Source organism: Marinifilum caeruleilacunae (assembly GCF_013141825.1).
GTDB lineage: Bacteria > Bacteroidota > Bacteroidia > Bacteroidales > Marinifilaceae > Marinifilum > Marinifilum caeruleilacunae.
Genome location: NZ_RZNH01000052.1, coordinates 1 through 15,822 on the forward strand (window position 1 = coordinate 1; position 15,822 = coordinate 15,822).

The following is a 15,822-nucleotide window of genomic DNA, read 5'->3' on the forward strand; positions in this document are numbered from 1 at the left end:
CTTAAGTCATGTCGGCAGAAGTCTAATTCGGGACATAGGTTACAAACCTTAAACTATCGTTAGTTTACTTCTGCTGACTGGTTAATCACCACTAAACTACAAAATCAGAAGGACTAACCATGACTATGCAAACCTAAGGGATAGCTATTGGGAATGAATTCGGAATTATAAATTAGGCTGATAGAGTAAAAAAAATGCCATTCCAAAAGGAACGGCATTTATATTATCTGCGATCATCATAAACAATCATGATCATCTGCATCTTTTATTTCATACTAGCAATGCGCTCTTCTAAAACTTTAATTTTAGCTTCGGCATCGGCCATTTTCTTTTTCTCCATTTCAACCACTTTGGCAGGTGCGTTGTTCACGAAGCGTTCGTTGCTCATTTTCTTCTGAACAGAAGCAAGGAATCCCTGAGTGTATTTCAACTCTTCTTCCATCTTCTTCAACTCTTCTTCAACATCAACCAAATCGCCAAGAGGAATGAAATACTCAACAGCTTTTACAATGAAAGACATTGCTCCGGCCATTTCGCCATTGGCAGCAGAAATTTCGTTAAGATTACACATCTTAGCAACTACAGTATCAAAAGAAGAATCGTAATTGCCTTCTTTCAAACGGTAGTTCATTGCCAATGCATCTTTAAATGCGATGTTTTTCTGCTTACGGATATTACGAACTGCAACAATTACTTCCTTCACCTGCTCGAATTTCTCCAATAAAGCTGGATCGTATGCTTCAGGCTTAGGCATTACAGAAACCATAATGCTATCCTCATCCTTTCTATCAGCCAATAGCTGGTAGATTTCCTCAGTTAAGAATGGCATAAATGGGTGCAACAATTGCATCAACTTCTCGAACAAGCCAACTGTAGCTTCGTAAGTTTTCTTATCGATTGGTTGCTGATAACCTGGCTTCACCATTTCCAAATACCATGATGAGAACTCATCGCGGAACAAGGTGTAAACCGTCATTAATGCCTCACTGATTCTGTACTGCTTGAACTGCTCATCTAAAGTTTCCATGGTTTTATTCAAACGTGCATGGAATACTTCGGTTGCAATTCTTGCCGATTCTGGTTGTTCGATATCTGCAACTTCCCAACCTTTAACCAAACGGAATGCATTCCAGATTTTGGTGGTAAAGTTACGACCCTGCTCAGGTAAATTTTCGTCGAACAACAAATCACCACCTGCAGGCGAACAAAGCAACATACCCACACGAACACCATCGGCACCATATTTGGCAATCAAATCAAGTGGATCTGGTGAGTTCCCTAATGACTTAGACATTTTACGACGTTGGCTATCGCGTACGATACCTGTTAGGTATACATTGCTAAATGGCTTTTCGCCGATATATTCATAACCCGCAATAATCATACGTGCAATCCAGAAGAATAGAATATCCGGACCAGACACCAAATCGTTGGTTGGGTAATAGTATTTAATCTCTTCGTTACCTGGCTTGCGAATTCCGTCGAAAACCGAAATTGGCCACAACCACGATGAAAACCATGTATCCAGTACATCCTCATCCTGACGCAAATCGTCTGCCTTGTACTCTTTTCCTGTTTTTGCTTTGGCTTCAACAAGAGCTTCCTCAACAGTTTTGGCAACTACATATCCGCCTTCAGGCAGGTAGTAAACAGGAATTCTTTGTCCCCACCACAACTGACGAGAAATACACCAGTCTTTCACATTCTCCATCCAGTGGCGATATGTGTTTTTGAATTTCGCCGGATGCAACTGAATGTCGTCGTTCATTACATGCTCCAATGCTGGTGCAGAAAGTTCTTTCATTTTCAGGAACCACTGCATACTTAGCTTCGGCTCGATTACGGCATCGGTTCTTTCAGAGAAACCAACTTTGTTCACGTAATCTTCCATTTTCACCAGGTTGCCAGCTGCTTCCAGGTCAGGAATAATTAAATCGCGAACCTCGAAACGATCTTTTCCAATGTACATTTGAGCAGCTTCGCTCATGGTACCATTGTCGTTGAAAATATCGATAGACTCCAAATTATGACGATCACCAATTTCGTAGTCGTTCAAATCATGAGCTGGAGTAATTTTTAAGGCACCAGTACCAAACTCCATATCAACATATTCATCCTGAATAATAGGTACAGAACGGTTTACCAAAGGAACAATTACACGCTTTCCTTTCAAGTGAGTAAAACGCTCATCGTTTGGATTTACACAAACAGCGGTATCACCTAAAATGGTTTCCGGACGAGTCGTAGCAATTGTTACATACTCATCTTCGCTTCCTTCAATTTTATATCTTAAATAGTAAAGTTTCGATTGCAGTTCTTTGTAGATTACCTCCTCATCAGAAACAGCTGTTTGCGCAGCAGGATCCCAGTTTACCATACGAACACCGCGGTAAATTTTATCCTTTTTGTACAAATCGATAAATACATCGATTACTGATTCGTAAAGAGATTCATCCATGGTAAAAGCAGTACGCTCCCAATCACACGAAGCACCTAATTTTTTCAACTGCTCCAAAATGATTCCACCGTGCTTCTCTTTCCATTCCCATGCATGTTTCATAAACTCATCGCGTGTGATATCCGCTTTAGCGATACCTTCTTGCTTTAATTTGTTTACTACTTTGGCTTCGGTAGCAATAGACGCATGGTCGGTTCCTGGTACCCAACAGACATTTTTTCCCTGCAATCTGGCTCTGCGGACCAATACATCTTGAATTGTATTGTTTAGCATATGCCCCATGTGTAACACACCGGTGACGTTTGGTGGCGGAATTACAATTGTATACGCCTCTCTCTCGTCTGGTACTGAGTGGAAGAATCCTTTATCCATCCAATACTTGTACCACTTGTCCTCCGATTCTGCAGGATTGTACTTAGTTGGGATTTCCATTTGTTTAACTATAATTTATTAATTCTATATTTTCAAAAAAATTTGGCTCAAAATTAAGAAATTCTGCGGGATATTACTTCACTGAATGACAATAAAATGAGGGAAATAGTAAATATGAGCCTGCAATCGTTTTATCCTTTGAATCAATCGACTGCTTCTTCCTAATGGTCAGTTTTTTAAATCAATGTTGAAAAGCATTAAAAATCATTTTTTTTACCTGCTTTTTTATCTATTTTTGGCGAATTAGAAAACCTTATTCATAAAATATATAAACACATAACAAATGCCACAAATATCAGACAAAGGAAGATTGATGCCTGAGTCACCAATTCGTAAATTGGTTCCTTATGCAGAAGGCGCAAAAGCAAAAGGCAGAACAGTTTATCACTTGAACATTGGTCAGCCTGATATTAAAACTCCGGAAGTTGCAATGGATGCTATCAGAAATTGCACGGAGAAAGTGATTGAATACTCTCACTCAGCAGGGAATGTTTCTTATCGCAAGAAATTGGCAAAAATGTACCAGAATATTGGTATTGATGTTAACGAAGAGGAGATGTTGATTACAACTGGTGGATCTGAAGCAATTACTTTTGCTTTGATGACTTGTTTGAATCCTGGTGATGAAGTTTTGATTCCTGAGCCATTCTATGCAAACTACAATGGTTTTGCGATTTCGGCTGGTGTAAAGGTTGTTCCAATTACATCAAGCATCGAAAATGATTTTGCATTGCCATCGATCGAAGAGTTTGAAAAACTGATGACTCCAAAAACAAAGGCAATCGTAATTTGTAATCCTAACAACCCTACAGGTTACTTGTACTCTAAAGAAGAATTGAATCAGTTGCGTGAGTTAATCATGAAGCACGATTTATTCTTATTCTCTGATGAAGTATACCGTGAATTCTGTTATGGTGGAGAAGAACATTTCTCGGCAATGAATTTGGAAGGTATTGAGCAGAATGTTGTAATGATGGATTCAGTATCGAAGCGTTACAGCGAATGTGGTGTTCGTATTGGTGCTTTAATTACCAAAAACAAAGAAGTAATTAACACAGCATTGAAATTTGCACAGGCACGTTTATGTCCTCCTGCATTTGGTCAGATTGCTGCCGAAGCTTCTTTGGATACTCCACAAGAATATTTCGACGAAGTTTACGATGAGTACATTGCACGTCGCGATTTTATGGTGGCTGCTTTAAATGACATGGAAGGTGTATATTGCCCAATTCCTAAGGGTGCATTTTACACGGTAGTAAAACTTCCAATTGATGATGCTGATAAATTTGCGCAGTGGATTTTGGAAGAGTTCGAACACAAAAACCAAACGGTTATGGTTGCTCCGGCTACCGGTTTCTACGCTACTCCTGGTTTAGGTAAAAACGAAGTTCGTATTGCATATGTATTAAAGAAAGAAGATCTTGCCAATGCAATGGAAACTCTTGCTGCTGCCTTAAAGGTTTATCCTGGTAGAGTTTTATAAGTCGAAAAAGACGATAAGATATAGCGGTTCCTTTTGTAAGGAGCCGCTTTTTTTATGTGTTATTAGTCCAAAATTTCCGAATTGAATACTTTACGAAATTTGTATTATTAAAGTTTTTATTAATTTTAAGACTTATTACTCTTAATTTAAGAGTAGTACAATCAAATCATTATTAATTTAATACTAATCAATCACATGAAAAATTTCAAACAATGGTTTCTGCCAACCATTTTATTCTTAGGAATTGTAGTGAGTTCTTGTAGCAGTGGCGGCGATGGTCCGGGCCCAAATCCAGAGCCTGATAAGCCTGATCCAACTCCAAAGGAGTCAAGAAAGAACTCAAATGTGAGCGTAAGCTCAACTGATGCCCCTGCCAGCTATACAACAAAAATCCTTTTAGAGGATTATACGGGAACCTGGTGTGGATACTGTCCGCGTGTTGCCCATGCAATGGAAGAAGCAATTGCACAAAATGGCAATATTATCGGAATTGGCGTACATGATGACAGTGACATGGGATTCACTCATGTTAAGAGCATGCTTCAAAAGTATAATATTAGCGGATTCCCTACCGCTGTATTAAACCGTTCGGCAAAATGGCTGGAAACATTTGCCACCTTAAACCCATTTCTTGAAAAAGAAAGCGATTTGGGTATTGCTCTTGAAAGTTCGCTTAACAATACAACGGTAACAGGAAAAATTAAAATTGGTTTTAAGGCCGACCTTACAAAAAGTATAGATTATGTAATCTATCTTGTAGAAGATAAAGTGGTTGCCAACCAAGTAAATTATTACAATGACGTTTCAAGTTCTCCTTACTATAATAAAGGAAATCCGATTGTTGGTTTTGAACATGCGAATGTCCTAAGAAAAACGATTACCGATGTTTATGGTGATATCATTCCTGAAGATTATACCAAAACCGGAAATGTTATTGAAGCCGATTTTAGTGTAGAACTTGATACTTACGTTCCGGAAAATTGCTACATCGTGGCATTTGTTCTGGAGGAAGGTGGTGAAGAGATCATCAACACTCAAATTGTTAAAGTAGGATCCAATCAAGATTTTGATTAATCAGTACAAATATAAAGAGCTGTCCAAATGGACAGCTCTTTTTTTATTCCCCCGACCCCAACTTAAATCCTCCAAATTATTCTTATTAGTTCTCACTTAGAAGAAGTAAGTTTGGCTGCTACTTATTTTGTTAGATTATGAACTTTTTTAGGATCGCCAAATGTATTGGCTTTTTTCCATGCACCAGCTTTAGGCAAGATCATGCGTGAACGCTTCGTTTTTGTATTGTTGCGAATGTAATTCCTCAATTCAATCAGTTCTTCATACTCATACAGCATTCTCACTTTCTGGTCGGCAATTGAATTTCCGCTTGGTTTGTCACCTTTAATTACAAAATAGGTAAAGGTTTCGGCAATATCTTCGCCAGGATTTGTTGAAGCATACTGGGTTACAAATCGTTCCTTATATTTTTCGTAAAATGCAGCAAGTTTTTCCTCATCTTCACTATTGCTGGCTTCCTGGTATTCATCCCAGATATCGGCCCAATAATTTTGATACAATTTATTAATGTAAGAATTGGCTTTTGAAGATCCCTCTCCTGTATGGTAAGTATCGCTTGAGTTTGCATCTGTACCAGCAGTTACTTGAGTATTGTTTAATGTTACAATGTGTCCAAACTCATGAATAATCGTATAGGCCAATTCACCATCCGAATTGATTACGCCATTAGGAAAGGCATAGGCCATAGCAATACCAAATTGCCACTTCGTCAAGTCTTCTTTGGTTTGAACCACATATCCTGCAGTTCCTGATTTTTCCCCATGGAATAGCATGAAATCCGACAGGTAATTTCTATTCGCATCAGGAATAACATCCATTACAAGCTTCCAAATGTCTTTGTGCTGTTTTTCGTTTTTTTGAAATGTTAAACTTTCACCTGTTACATCATAGTCTTTTATCTTTTTTAACTGATCTCCTTTTACTTCATAATTGGTAATGTAATCGAAATCGGAAGAGCCATGGTCATGTCCGTTATCCCCATCTTTATCATCTTTCCCAATATTATCAGTTATTTGCTGATCCTGGTTATCAGGTGTATCATCATCTTTACTACACGATACAATTACAAAAGAAAACAACAATAGAATTAATGCCCATTTCAATCTTAATAAATACTTCATAATAAATTGTTTTAGTGATATAATTTATCTTTGTTTGAAGTTGTAACAGTTAATTGTCGGTATACCCTACCAAAATTTATTTTTTTTTAATGTCCATCTGCGAATCGAAAACATACGAAGCCATTTTTAACAGATATTCCGAAAGCATTAGAAATTTCGTGTACTATAAATGTGGAGACATGGAGAAAGCAGAGGATATCACACAGGAAGCTTTTATCAAGCTATGGAAGCAGTGTGCAAGCATTATCGTTGAAAAGGCAAAGTCGTTTCTTTACACAGTGGCCAATAATCTTTTTATTAATGATTACAAACACGGGAAGGTTGTGCTTCAACATCGCAGTTCAATCAAAGAGTCTGTGGAGGCAAAAACCCCAGAGTATTTGATGGAAGAAGAAGAGTTTATGCTCAAACTAAAAGAGGCAATTTCAAACTTAAAATCAAATCAAAGAGAGGTATTTTTACTCAGTAGAATAGATGGTAAAACCTATAAGGAAATAGCCGAAATAATAGGAATTTCGGAAAAAGCGGTTGAAAAAAGGATGCACAAGGCTTTGCTGAATTTAAGGGCGAAAATAAAATTTCATATTTAAAGTAGGGGCTTTGTATTTTATCTTGTTTTAGAAGAAAGAGATCATGAAATTTAATGATATGAAGGATACTTTTTTGGCACGATGGCTTGATGGTAAATTGAGCAAATCAGAACTGGATGATTTTGAAAAAAGCCAGGAACACCAGGATTACAGCAAAATAATAGAGGCGAGTAATAGACTCTATGTATCGCCATATGACAAAAAGAAGGCTTTCGAGAACTTGCAGTTCAATTTAAAACAGGAACAAAAACGAAAAAAAATACAGCTAAGATGGATAACTGGTGTTGCTGCTTCCATCATTATTTTATTTGGAATCAATTATTTCTTTCTCGATTATAAAACTGTCAAAGCAGGATATGGAGAAAGTATTGCTTACGTCCTTCCAGATCAATCAGAAGTCATTCTTAATTCTCGCTCCCAAATTAAATACAATCCTTTTACATGGAAATACAAGAGAAAAATTAAACTGGAAGGAGAAGCCTATTTTAAAGTAAAAAAAGGGAAAGATTTTGAAGTACTCAACAATGGTTCAGCTGTATTGGTTTTGGGTACAGAATTTAATGTTCGGGCCTTCCCTGATTATTTTGAGGTAAGCTGTTTCGAAGGAAAAGTAAAAGCACAAGCTGGTGGTGATAGTGCTATTTTAATAGCTGGCAATGCCTTCAGATCTATTGGTACTGATACAGAAAAGTATCAATTTTCAGAAGAAATCCCTCAGTGGCTGAAAGGAGAAAGCAGTTTCTATAGAGTTCCTCTTTTGCAGGTGATTAAAGCTCTTGAAGCGCAATATCAATTAAAGATTATATCGGAGAATGTTGATGTAAACCAAAAATTTACTGGAAGCTTTACTCACAAAGATCTTAGTTTAGCACTGGAAACAGTTTTCTCAACCATGGAAATTGAATATAGAATAGAAAAGAAGAACACCATTATTTTGTCTGATTGATAAATGAAGAGATTTGCACTATTTATTTTGTTTATACTGCTCCACTTCTTGTCTTTTTCACAAGATAAAGGTCTCGATTTGAATTTTAAGAACACGGCCTTATCTGAAGTTCTTATTTTTCTGGAAAAGGAATATGACATTAAGTTCTCTTACAAAAATCAAATTATAGAGAATTTGAGTGTTTACATGATTCAGAAGGTTCATTCGAAAGAAGAAGTATTTAAAAAAATAGAAGGCGACTTACCCATTATTTTCACAAAAATTAATGAGCGATACTTTATAATCAAACGCAAAGTCGATGCTAAAAATCTAAAAAGCATATCTGGTTTTGTCATGGCAAAATCATCGGGAGAGAAATTGGTTGGAGCAGAGGTAATGAGTTTGGAGAAAAGAGTAGGAATCCTTACAAACCAAGAAGCTTACTTCAGGCTCGATAACATTCCTATAAACGATACCATTCTTATTAGATACCTGGGCTACGCTCCACAACTCATAGCTGCCCGAAGCTTTTCCCTCCAGGACACAATACAAATGATTGAGGAGATCGTGGGGTTGAATGAGGTAATCGTTAGAGATTATTTGACTTCTGGACTTGACAGAAATGATAATGGTTCATTCAAAATTAATCCGAATCGGTTAGGATTACTTCCCGGACTTACCGAACCCGATTTATTCGAGAGTCTGCAGATGTTACCTGGAATTCAAAGTCCGGACGAAAGTGCATCAGGACTTCACATACGAGGAGGAACCCCCGACCAGAATTTGGTTTTATGGGATGGGATTAACATTTTCCAAAGTGGTCATTTGTTTGGTGCCATATCAGCATTAAACCCATATGTTACCAAAGATGTTCAGGTATTTAAAAGTGGAGTGAGTGCCCGCTATGGAAACAGAATTTCCGGCGTAATAGATTTTAACTCCGGAGAAAAAGTTCCTACAAAAACAGAAGGTGGATTGGGTTTTAATATGACCCATGCCGATGCTTACCTTAAAACCCCTCTTGCCAATAAAAACATAGGTTTAATTTTATCTTTCAGAAGATCTTACACCGATGCATTTAATACTTTCACCAATAAACGTTTGTCTAAAAAAACCTTTCAGGCAACCAGGAAATTAAATATCGAAAATAATTTAGGCTACGATCCCTTAATTAGCAATAACTCCTACTATTATATCGATTATAACATTAAAACCATTGCAAAATTATCTTCTAAAGATCAGTTGACTATGAATTATCTGCTCATACAAAATGAGTTGGACTATGTTACAAATGACATAGTAATAAAGGATGCTACCAAAGATGATTTAAAAATCAAAAACAATGGATTCCATATCTCCTGGAAAAGAAATTGGACGAACAGGTTCAGTCACTCGCTAAAGTTTAGCAACTCCCTGTACGATTTAAATTACCGAGGCACATATTCCTATGAAAATGAATTACTCACCATTAAGTTGAAAGAAAATCAGATTAATGATCTTAGTGCTGAATTTCAAAGCAATTACAAAATTAGCCAAACAAAATCCCTGGTGTTGGGTTATCAGTTTGGATACAATAATACCTCATTTGGAATTGATGTAGAGGAGCTGTTCAACCAGGAAGATTCATATCGCATAAGCGATGATTATAAAGATGTAAATCATGCAGTTTATTTAGAGTACCAAATGAAAAGCAAGGCCTATTATCTAAATGCTGGAGTTCGAATGAATCGATTCGCTAAAAGTAAAGAAACATTTCTTGAGCCACGCTTGAATATTGAGTATTCGTTACATAAAAATTTAAGAATGAGATTGTCGGGAGGAATTAAAAATCAACCAATTAGTCAAATTGTGGAGTATGAGACCTCAGATTTCGGATTAGAAAATCAATTGTGGATATTGGCAGATGGAGAATCGTACCCATTTCTTAGAAGCAAGCAAGTTTCATGGGGATTGATCTGGAAGAAAAACAACTGGCAAATCGATATTGAATCCTATTATAAACGAATAAAGGGATTAACATCCTTAACCAGGGGCTTTACAAATGATGTTGCCGATTTCTCTTATGGAAAAAATACTAGCATAGGATTAGAGATTTTGGTGAAAAAGAGAATTAAAAATTTCCGCACATGGGTAAGTTATACGCTTGCGAAATCCGATTTCAGATTTTCCAATTTAGAGGAAGCCAATCGCTTTTCGGGCAATTACGATGTAAGGCACAATTTAGTCCTGGCCAATTCTTACAAGTATAAAAACATTGAGTTATCATTGGGTTGGAGGTTTCACTCCGGAAAACCATATACGCATCTCGAGTTAGACCAATCTGATAATGAGACCAACATTGTTTATGAAAAAGTGAATGGCAGTAGATTGCCGGTTTACCATAGACTCGATTTATCTGCAACTTATAAGCTTCAGCTTTCCAAAACATCAAAGTCCAATATGAAATTAGGATTTTCTATTCTCAATTTATACGACAGAAAAAACATTGTGAATCGATATTACTACCTATTAAGTGGGGGCGAAAATGGAGAGGTTTTAATAAGAAATGACAGGAGAGCACTTGGAATCACACCAAATGTAATATTCAGGTATCATTTTTAAATTAAGCCAATAAAAAAAGGTCCCAATCAATTGAGACCTTCTTAATGATTCAAAAATATCTTTGATTAAAAGCTCTTGCTTAAACTTATTGTCAGTCCGCTTGCTGCCGGCACCATTCTACATACTCCGCCAACACACAACAAACCTTCTCTTTGTCTTCCATAACTTAGTGAGAAACGAGTTGAATTTTTCACAAAGCTTCCTCCTGCGTTAATGTAGTGCGTGTCGCTAACTCCCGAGTTGTACATATCAGAAATAAAGAAAGACCATTTGCTGCCAATATTATACTCCAATGCACCTGCTATCCAATCGCCCATATCCTGATCGGTACTTAAGTACTGCACCTCAGTTCTAAGTGCTTTTCCTTTTTTGAATTTATACAGGAAATCGGCAACATAAATTTTACTCTTTACCAAACCTTTGTCACCACCTTCGAGTGCACTTTTATTGTATTCAAGATTTATGAATGCAAAAGTTGATTTCAGCTTTTTAGACCATTTCTTATTTATCTCCACATTAAAATCGCGATACAATTTGTCTCCATCCAAGCCTAAGAATTCACTGTCGCTGTAAAATACGCCATCAACCAAAGTTCCTTCCAATTTATTGTAGTGGGAATAATTAAAGGCAATTCTGGTTCCATATTTTCCTCCCAGGGCAGTTTTCTTTTTAAATGTGTACACAAAATCGATCTGAGCACCAATTTCGCCCATTGCCTGGGTTGAATAAGGGTAAATATTTGCAAGGCTATATTTATGCTGTTTGGTATTGGCTGGCAAATAATTAATCAGCAATTCGTTGTTAGCTGCTTCTCTTTCCGATCTGAAAAGCATATTTTCCAATCGACGGAACGAAAAATTAAAACCTAAACCTCTTTGCGTATAGCTGTAGTTGGCCAAAAGTGCATTCCCTTCGGAAACAATTTGGGGCGTGTTTGCATTACCATCCTTGCCTTTACTTACATATTCGAATTGTAAGGCACTGCGTCCCGAGGTAAAATCCATTCTTGCCGACCATGCATCAACGCTCGACGGATAACCTTCAACTGGTCCTGTATAATCCTGGTAACGGTTCACATATCCAGCTCCTACAATAAAAACCGAATTCGTTTTGGCTTGCAAAGCAGTAAGTACATCCAGTTCTCCATCAAAACCTCTTACTCTTCCCTTACCTGTGTCGAAATATTTTCGTTGTTTTCCATATACAGCTTTTAAGCTGATATAGTCGGTAGGTTTAAATTTAACGTTTACCCCTTCCAGAGCGTTATTCAATCCCAACTGCCTGTCTTCATAGGCTCTAAAAAGCAAGCCGCTTCCAAACTGCTCATAAAAATTCCCAACGGTAATGGACAAATCCTGGTTTTCATAGCTAACAAATCGATGAACGATTCCATTGTCTTCCAGCTGGAAATCATATCCCAAAAGGGGAGGCAAATAGGCTTCGTACTGGATTCCAGCTTTAAAATTTCCATAGGTATAATCAAGCTTCAGGTAATTGTTCGATCCAAATTTGTCTTTGGGTGCTACTGCCCCAATTTTACTGTCGTTTTTGTAAATTTGGTTGTTACTTTCAAAACTCCCGGTAAGCGTTCCTTTATTTTGCGAATGTGCCATATTGCCACAGCACAGCAATAGCAAAATAAGGCATGTATATACTTTATTCATCTTGATTTTTTTACTGATAAAACTTTAAGGATTACTTGATTAACTGGCGTACTTGCTCGATTACCTCATCCTCGTTTCCTGGATTATAACTGGTATGTTCCCAAACAATTTCGCCCTTCCCATTTAAAACAAATGTATGAGGTACATTTACCACGTTTAAGGCACGTTTTAAATCCTGGTTCTGATCCAGGTATACCTCGAAAGGCCAGTCTTTACCATACACGAGGCTTTTTACCCTGGCACTGGCACGAGTATCATCAATTGAAATGGCAATAATTTTCACCCCTGTTTCTTCATGCCAATCATCAAATTCATCAGTAAAAGCCGATAACTCATTCAGGCAAGGTTTACACCAGGTTGCCCAAAAACTAATAATCATTGGCTTTCCATCGTTGGAAAACTCAACGGAAGATACTTCTTCTCCATCAAGAGTTTTTACACTCACTTCAGGCATCTTTTTCTGTGCCTGAATACCGATACTTACACTCAACAAAAGGAGCGCGAATAAGAATTTTTTCATGTTAAAAAATATAGATTGATTAGTGGTTAAGAGTCTGAATATAATATTTTTTAATATGATTCTGGAAACTTGGTAATGAAAGATTTGCAATATTCTGTAAAGAATAAAAGTGAAAGGCTCGGATTATAAGGCTTAAGGGAAATTAGCCAAGAACGAAAATTTTAATGCAGATTCTTATCATCAGCAGGATGAAACACAAATAACGCGGATCTGACAAACTGTTACGAAATACATTCGTATTGATCTGTTCTATCCGCGTCATTTACGTTCACTTATTGATGAAGCATCACACCAAATCGCAGGCATCAGCTGGCATCCAGTGTTTATCTTTTCCATCCCATTTTACATTACAGCCAATTGGGTTGGTAACAGGAGTCGAAACTGATTTTCCATCCAGGTATTCAATAATTGCTCGTTCCAAATCACGAACTGTAACCTTCGAAGTATCTTTTGGATTATCAACAGCACGTCCTGTATAAATCAATTCTCTTTTTTCGTTAAACAGGTAAAAATGCGGTGTTCGCAAAGCACCATAGTTTACCGCTATTTCTTGTGTTTCATCGTGAAGGTACACCCAAGGAAAATCATTTTCTTCCATGCGTGTTACCATGTGGTCATAATCATCTTCTTCGTATGTATTTGGAGAGTTCGAATTGATTCCAACAAATTCAACTCCATGTGGAATGTACTTATCTGCAATGGCTCGGGTGTCCTCATCCGAACCTGTAACGTACGGACAATGATTGCAGGTGAAAAAGACTACCAGTAGTTTTGAAGACTTAAAATCATTCAACTTGTATCTAATTCCATCGGTTGCAATCAGGTTAAACTCGGGAGCTTTATCTCCTATTTGTAAGGTAAATGCCATTTTCAAATTCGTTTTAGGTTGTTACTACATTAAATTTACCGATTATTTTGATAAGTTCTAAATTATTAAGTCTCATTTTTTGCATTAAACTTCCATTAAGTTAACATTATCGAATTAAATTTTGCCATTCATTTTTAACACACTTTTAATAAAGGGTTCAGATACATCAGCTTGGTATTTTATAAACTTGTTGTAGTAAAAAAATAGATCAACATGCTTATGAAAGGCAGGATAATTAGTGCAGGTTTTATACCCGATAGAGCACATTTCGACAAACAACAATTGAAGTTGACCAATATAAAGGTAGATGATTCATTTCATTGGAATCAATTATCCAAAAAGCAGTCGCAAAAAGAGATCGAAATCAAAAGTTTATTGTACGCTATGCGAAGAAAATCAGACAAGCTATACAATAAGCATTTGAGATTGATTTCACCCGTACTGAACCGACATACAAAATTTTGGAAATTACTTACAGAATCGGAACAAAATGCAAAAGCATTTAGTGGCTGGTTGGAGCACATGAGAACTTTTTATGATTTAATTATCAGTGATCCCAAATACAAAGAAGCTTTAAACGAGTATTCTATTGATTTATCGGAGTTCCATAAAGGCTTGATAATGCTGCAAGGAATTCAACAAACTCATCGTAAGTTGCAAAAGTGTATTTGTGAGAAAAGACTTATGCTGAAGCGAATCAATAAAGTTCCAATTGATTTTGATTCGGTAAATTCATACTACGCAAACAGAAACCACTATGTATTTTAAATAATGATATCCCTCTGAAGCAGGTCACCGGATTTTGTCAATTAAGTCGATACTACTTTCCTTTCGCCTCCGGTGCACCTGTTTCCGATTTTATTTCCAATCGGAATAAATCAGGTATTTTTTTCGAATTTCTTTATAGGATTCAAGATCTTTTTGCCAAGTGGCCCTGATCTCTTCTTCGCTCATTCCTTTTTCGATCTGCTTTCGCAAGGTATCGGTTCCAGCCAGGTTTTTAAAGAAAGCATTAAAAAATTTAGTGTTGGAATGCAATTGTTGGTGAGCCAATAGCAGGAAGGATAAATCCAAATTTTTACGTTTTCTGAAATCCATTAAATCAAACTTGCTTAAATCCTTACCAAAACATTTTTCTCCTTCAAATTTTGGATATTTACTTGCACCTGGAATGCTACGCGGTGTGAAAGAAAAATCGCCTTGATTCATTTTAGGATGTCCAAAGCACTGAAAAGGCTGATCGGTACCGCGACCTGCACTAACTGGTGTTCCTTCGAAAAAACAGAGCGAAGGATACAAAGCAACCGACAAGGCATTGGGAAGGTTTGGAGAAGGTTTTACAGGCAAATCATAAACCTGATTTCTTGTCCAGTTCTTACATGGAATTACCTTCAAATCACATTTTACTTTTCCCTTTAGCCAGGATTCACCATTAATCATTTTAGCATACTCACCAATGCTTAAACCATACACAACAGGAACTGGATGCATGCCCACAAAAGATGAATATTTTTTCTCTAAAACCGGACCATCGATATAGTGTGCATTCGGATTGGGTCGGTCCAAAACGATAAGAGGAATATTTTGCTCGGCACAAATTTCCATAACATAGTGCAGTGTAGAAATATAGGTGTAAAATCGAACTCCAACATCTTGAATATCAAATATCATAATATCCAGATCCTGAACCTCTTCGATACCAGGTTTAAAATGTTTACCATACAAAGAAACAATAGAAATACCTGTTTTTACATCCTTACTGTTCTTGATTTTCTCCCCGGCATCGGCAGTTCCACGAAAACCATGTTCGGGACTAAAAATTCTTTTGATCCTGATATTTTTAGAAAGTAAAAAATCTACCAGGTGCTGATCTCCAACCAATGAAGACTGATTGCCAACCAGACCAACCGACTTATTCTGCAACATCGGCAAATAAAGATGATCCCTTTCGGCAGCAGGAATCACTTTCTCATCATTTTGCGCTACACAAGATGTGCTGACTGATATCAGTAAAATTAGAATTACAAACAAATTATTTCTCACACTAATCTCTTTTCGAATTTTAATAAAATGAAATAAACATGAA

12 protein-coding genes are annotated in these 15,822 nt (G+C 36.9%); 6 read left to right on the forward strand and 6 right to left on the reverse strand.

The window, feature by feature from the left end; genetic code table 11:
- Positions 1 to 265 precede the first annotated feature (265 nt).
- A complete protein-coding gene (locus tag ELS83_RS20130; protein ID WP_171597350.1) occupies positions 266 to 2,890 on the reverse strand; it encodes a valine--tRNA ligase in 2,625 nt (874 codons plus the stop codon).
- Between the two features lie 283 nt (positions 2,891 to 3,173).
- Here ELS83_RS20130 and ELS83_RS20135 point away from each other — a divergent pair, with 283 nt between their 5' ends.
- Both ELS83_RS20135 and ELS83_RS20140 read left to right on the forward strand, forming a co-directional pair.
- Positions 3,174 to 4,373 carry a pyridoxal phosphate-dependent aminotransferase gene (locus ELS83_RS20135; protein WP_171597351.1) on the forward strand — a complete coding sequence of 400 codons (1,200 nt, stop codon included), beginning with the start codon at positions 3,174 to 3,176 and terminating at the stop codon, positions 4,371 to 4,373.
- Between the two features lie 195 nt (positions 4,374 to 4,568).
- The gene (locus ELS83_RS20140) at positions 4,569 to 5,447 is read left to right on the forward strand and encodes an Omp28-related outer membrane protein (RefSeq protein ID WP_171597352.1); all 879 of its coding nucleotides are present in this window, start codon (positions 4,569 to 4,571) and stop codon (positions 5,445 to 5,447) included.
- Between the two features lie 122 nt (positions 5,448 to 5,569).
- Here ELS83_RS20140 and ELS83_RS20145 read toward each other — a convergent pair whose 3' ends face one another.
- Entirely contained in the window at positions 5,570 to 6,568 is a 999-nt protein-coding gene (locus tag ELS83_RS20145; RefSeq protein ID WP_171597353.1) for a zinc-binding metallopeptidase, read from the reverse strand.
- Between the two features lie 89 nt (positions 6,569 to 6,657).
- On the opposite strand from ELS83_RS20145, the gene ELS83_RS20150 reads away from it, so the two are divergent.
- From ELS83_RS20150 to ELS83_RS20160, 3 genes are all read left to right on the forward strand, one after another.
- Positions 6,658 to 7,158, forward strand: a complete 501-nt coding sequence (locus ELS83_RS20150; RefSeq protein ID WP_171597354.1) for an RNA polymerase sigma factor — start codon at positions 6,658 to 6,660, stop codon at positions 7,156 to 7,158.
- Between the two features lie 43 nt (positions 7,159 to 7,201).
- Complete coding sequence (locus ELS83_RS20155) at positions 7,202 to 8,104, forward strand: FecR family protein (protein WP_171597355.1); 903 nt, start codon at positions 7,202 to 7,204, stop codon at positions 8,102 to 8,104.
- Positions 8,105 to 8,182: 78 nt separating this feature from the next.
- Positions 8,183 to 10,684: a TonB-dependent receptor plug domain-containing protein gene (locus ELS83_RS20160; RefSeq protein ID WP_171597356.1), complete on the forward strand. Its 2,502-nt coding sequence runs from the start codon at positions 8,183 to 8,185 to the stop codon at positions 10,682 to 10,684.
- A gap of 65 nt (positions 10,685 to 10,749) precedes the next feature.
- On the opposite strand, the gene ELS83_RS20165 is transcribed toward ELS83_RS20160, so the two are convergent.
- From ELS83_RS20165 to ELS83_RS20175, 3 genes are all read right to left on the reverse strand, one after another.
- The gene (locus ELS83_RS20165) at positions 10,750 to 12,348 is read right to left on the reverse strand and encodes a DUF6029 family protein (RefSeq protein WP_171597357.1); all 1,599 of its coding nucleotides are present in this window, start codon (positions 12,346 to 12,348) and stop codon (positions 10,750 to 10,752) included.
- Positions 12,349 to 12,379: 31 nt separating this feature from the next.
- Positions 12,380 to 12,868, reverse strand: coding sequence for a TlpA family protein disulfide reductase (locus tag ELS83_RS20170; RefSeq protein WP_171597358.1), 489 nt, complete (start codon positions 12,866 to 12,868; stop codon positions 12,380 to 12,382).
- A gap of 286 nt (positions 12,869 to 13,154) precedes the next feature.
- A complete protein-coding gene (locus tag ELS83_RS20175; protein ID WP_171597359.1) occupies positions 13,155 to 13,736 on the reverse strand; it encodes a thioredoxin family protein in 582 nt (193 codons plus the stop codon).
- Between the two features lie 219 nt (positions 13,737 to 13,955).
- Here ELS83_RS20175 and ELS83_RS20180 point away from each other — a divergent pair, with 219 nt between their 5' ends.
- Complete coding sequence (locus tag ELS83_RS20180; RefSeq protein WP_171597360.1) at positions 13,956 to 14,504, forward strand: hypothetical protein; 549 nt, start codon at positions 13,956 to 13,958, stop codon at positions 14,502 to 14,504.
- 90 nt (positions 14,505 to 14,594) lie between these two features.
- Here the strand turns inward: ELS83_RS20180 and ELS83_RS20185 are convergent, their stop codons facing one another.
- Positions 14,595 to 15,779, reverse strand: coding sequence for an exo-beta-N-acetylmuramidase NamZ family protein (locus ELS83_RS20185; protein ID WP_346728177.1), 1,185 nt, complete (start codon positions 15,777 to 15,779; stop codon positions 14,595 to 14,597).
- Positions 15,780 to 15,822: the final 43 nt, after the last annotated feature.

Coding starts and splice junctions, on each gene's coding strand:
- ELS83_RS20130 (WP_171597350.1), bottom strand. CDS start 2,890: ATGGAAATCCCAACTAAGTACAATCCTGCAGAATCGGAGGACAAGTGG.
- ELS83_RS20135 (WP_171597351.1), top strand. CDS start 3,174: ATGCCACAAATATCAGACAAAGGAAGATTGATGCCTGAGTCACCAATT.
- ELS83_RS20140 (WP_171597352.1), top strand. CDS start 4,569: ATGAAAAATTTCAAACAATGGTTTCTGCCAACCATTTTATTCTTAGGA.
- ELS83_RS20145 (WP_171597353.1), bottom strand. CDS start 6,568: ATGAAGTATTTATTAAGATTGAAATGGGCATTAATTCTATTGTTGTTT.
- ELS83_RS20150 (WP_171597354.1), top strand. CDS start 6,658: ATGTCCATCTGCGAATCGAAAACATACGAAGCCATTTTTAACAGATAT.
- ELS83_RS20155 (WP_171597355.1), top strand. CDS start 7,202: ATGAAATTTAATGATATGAAGGATACTTTTTTGGCACGATGGCTTGAT.
- ELS83_RS20165 (WP_171597357.1), bottom strand. CDS start 12,348: ATGAATAAAGTATATACATGCCTTATTTTGCTATTGCTGTGCTGTGGC.
- ELS83_RS20170 (WP_171597358.1), bottom strand. CDS start 12,868: ATGAAAAAATTCTTATTCGCGCTCCTTTTGTTGAGTGTAAGTATCGGT.
- ELS83_RS20175 (WP_171597359.1), bottom strand. CDS start 13,736: ATGGCATTTACCTTACAAATAGGAGATAAAGCTCCCGAGTTTAACCTG.
- ELS83_RS20180 (WP_171597360.1), top strand. CDS start 13,956: ATGAAAGGCAGGATAATTAGTGCAGGTTTTATACCCGATAGAGCACAT.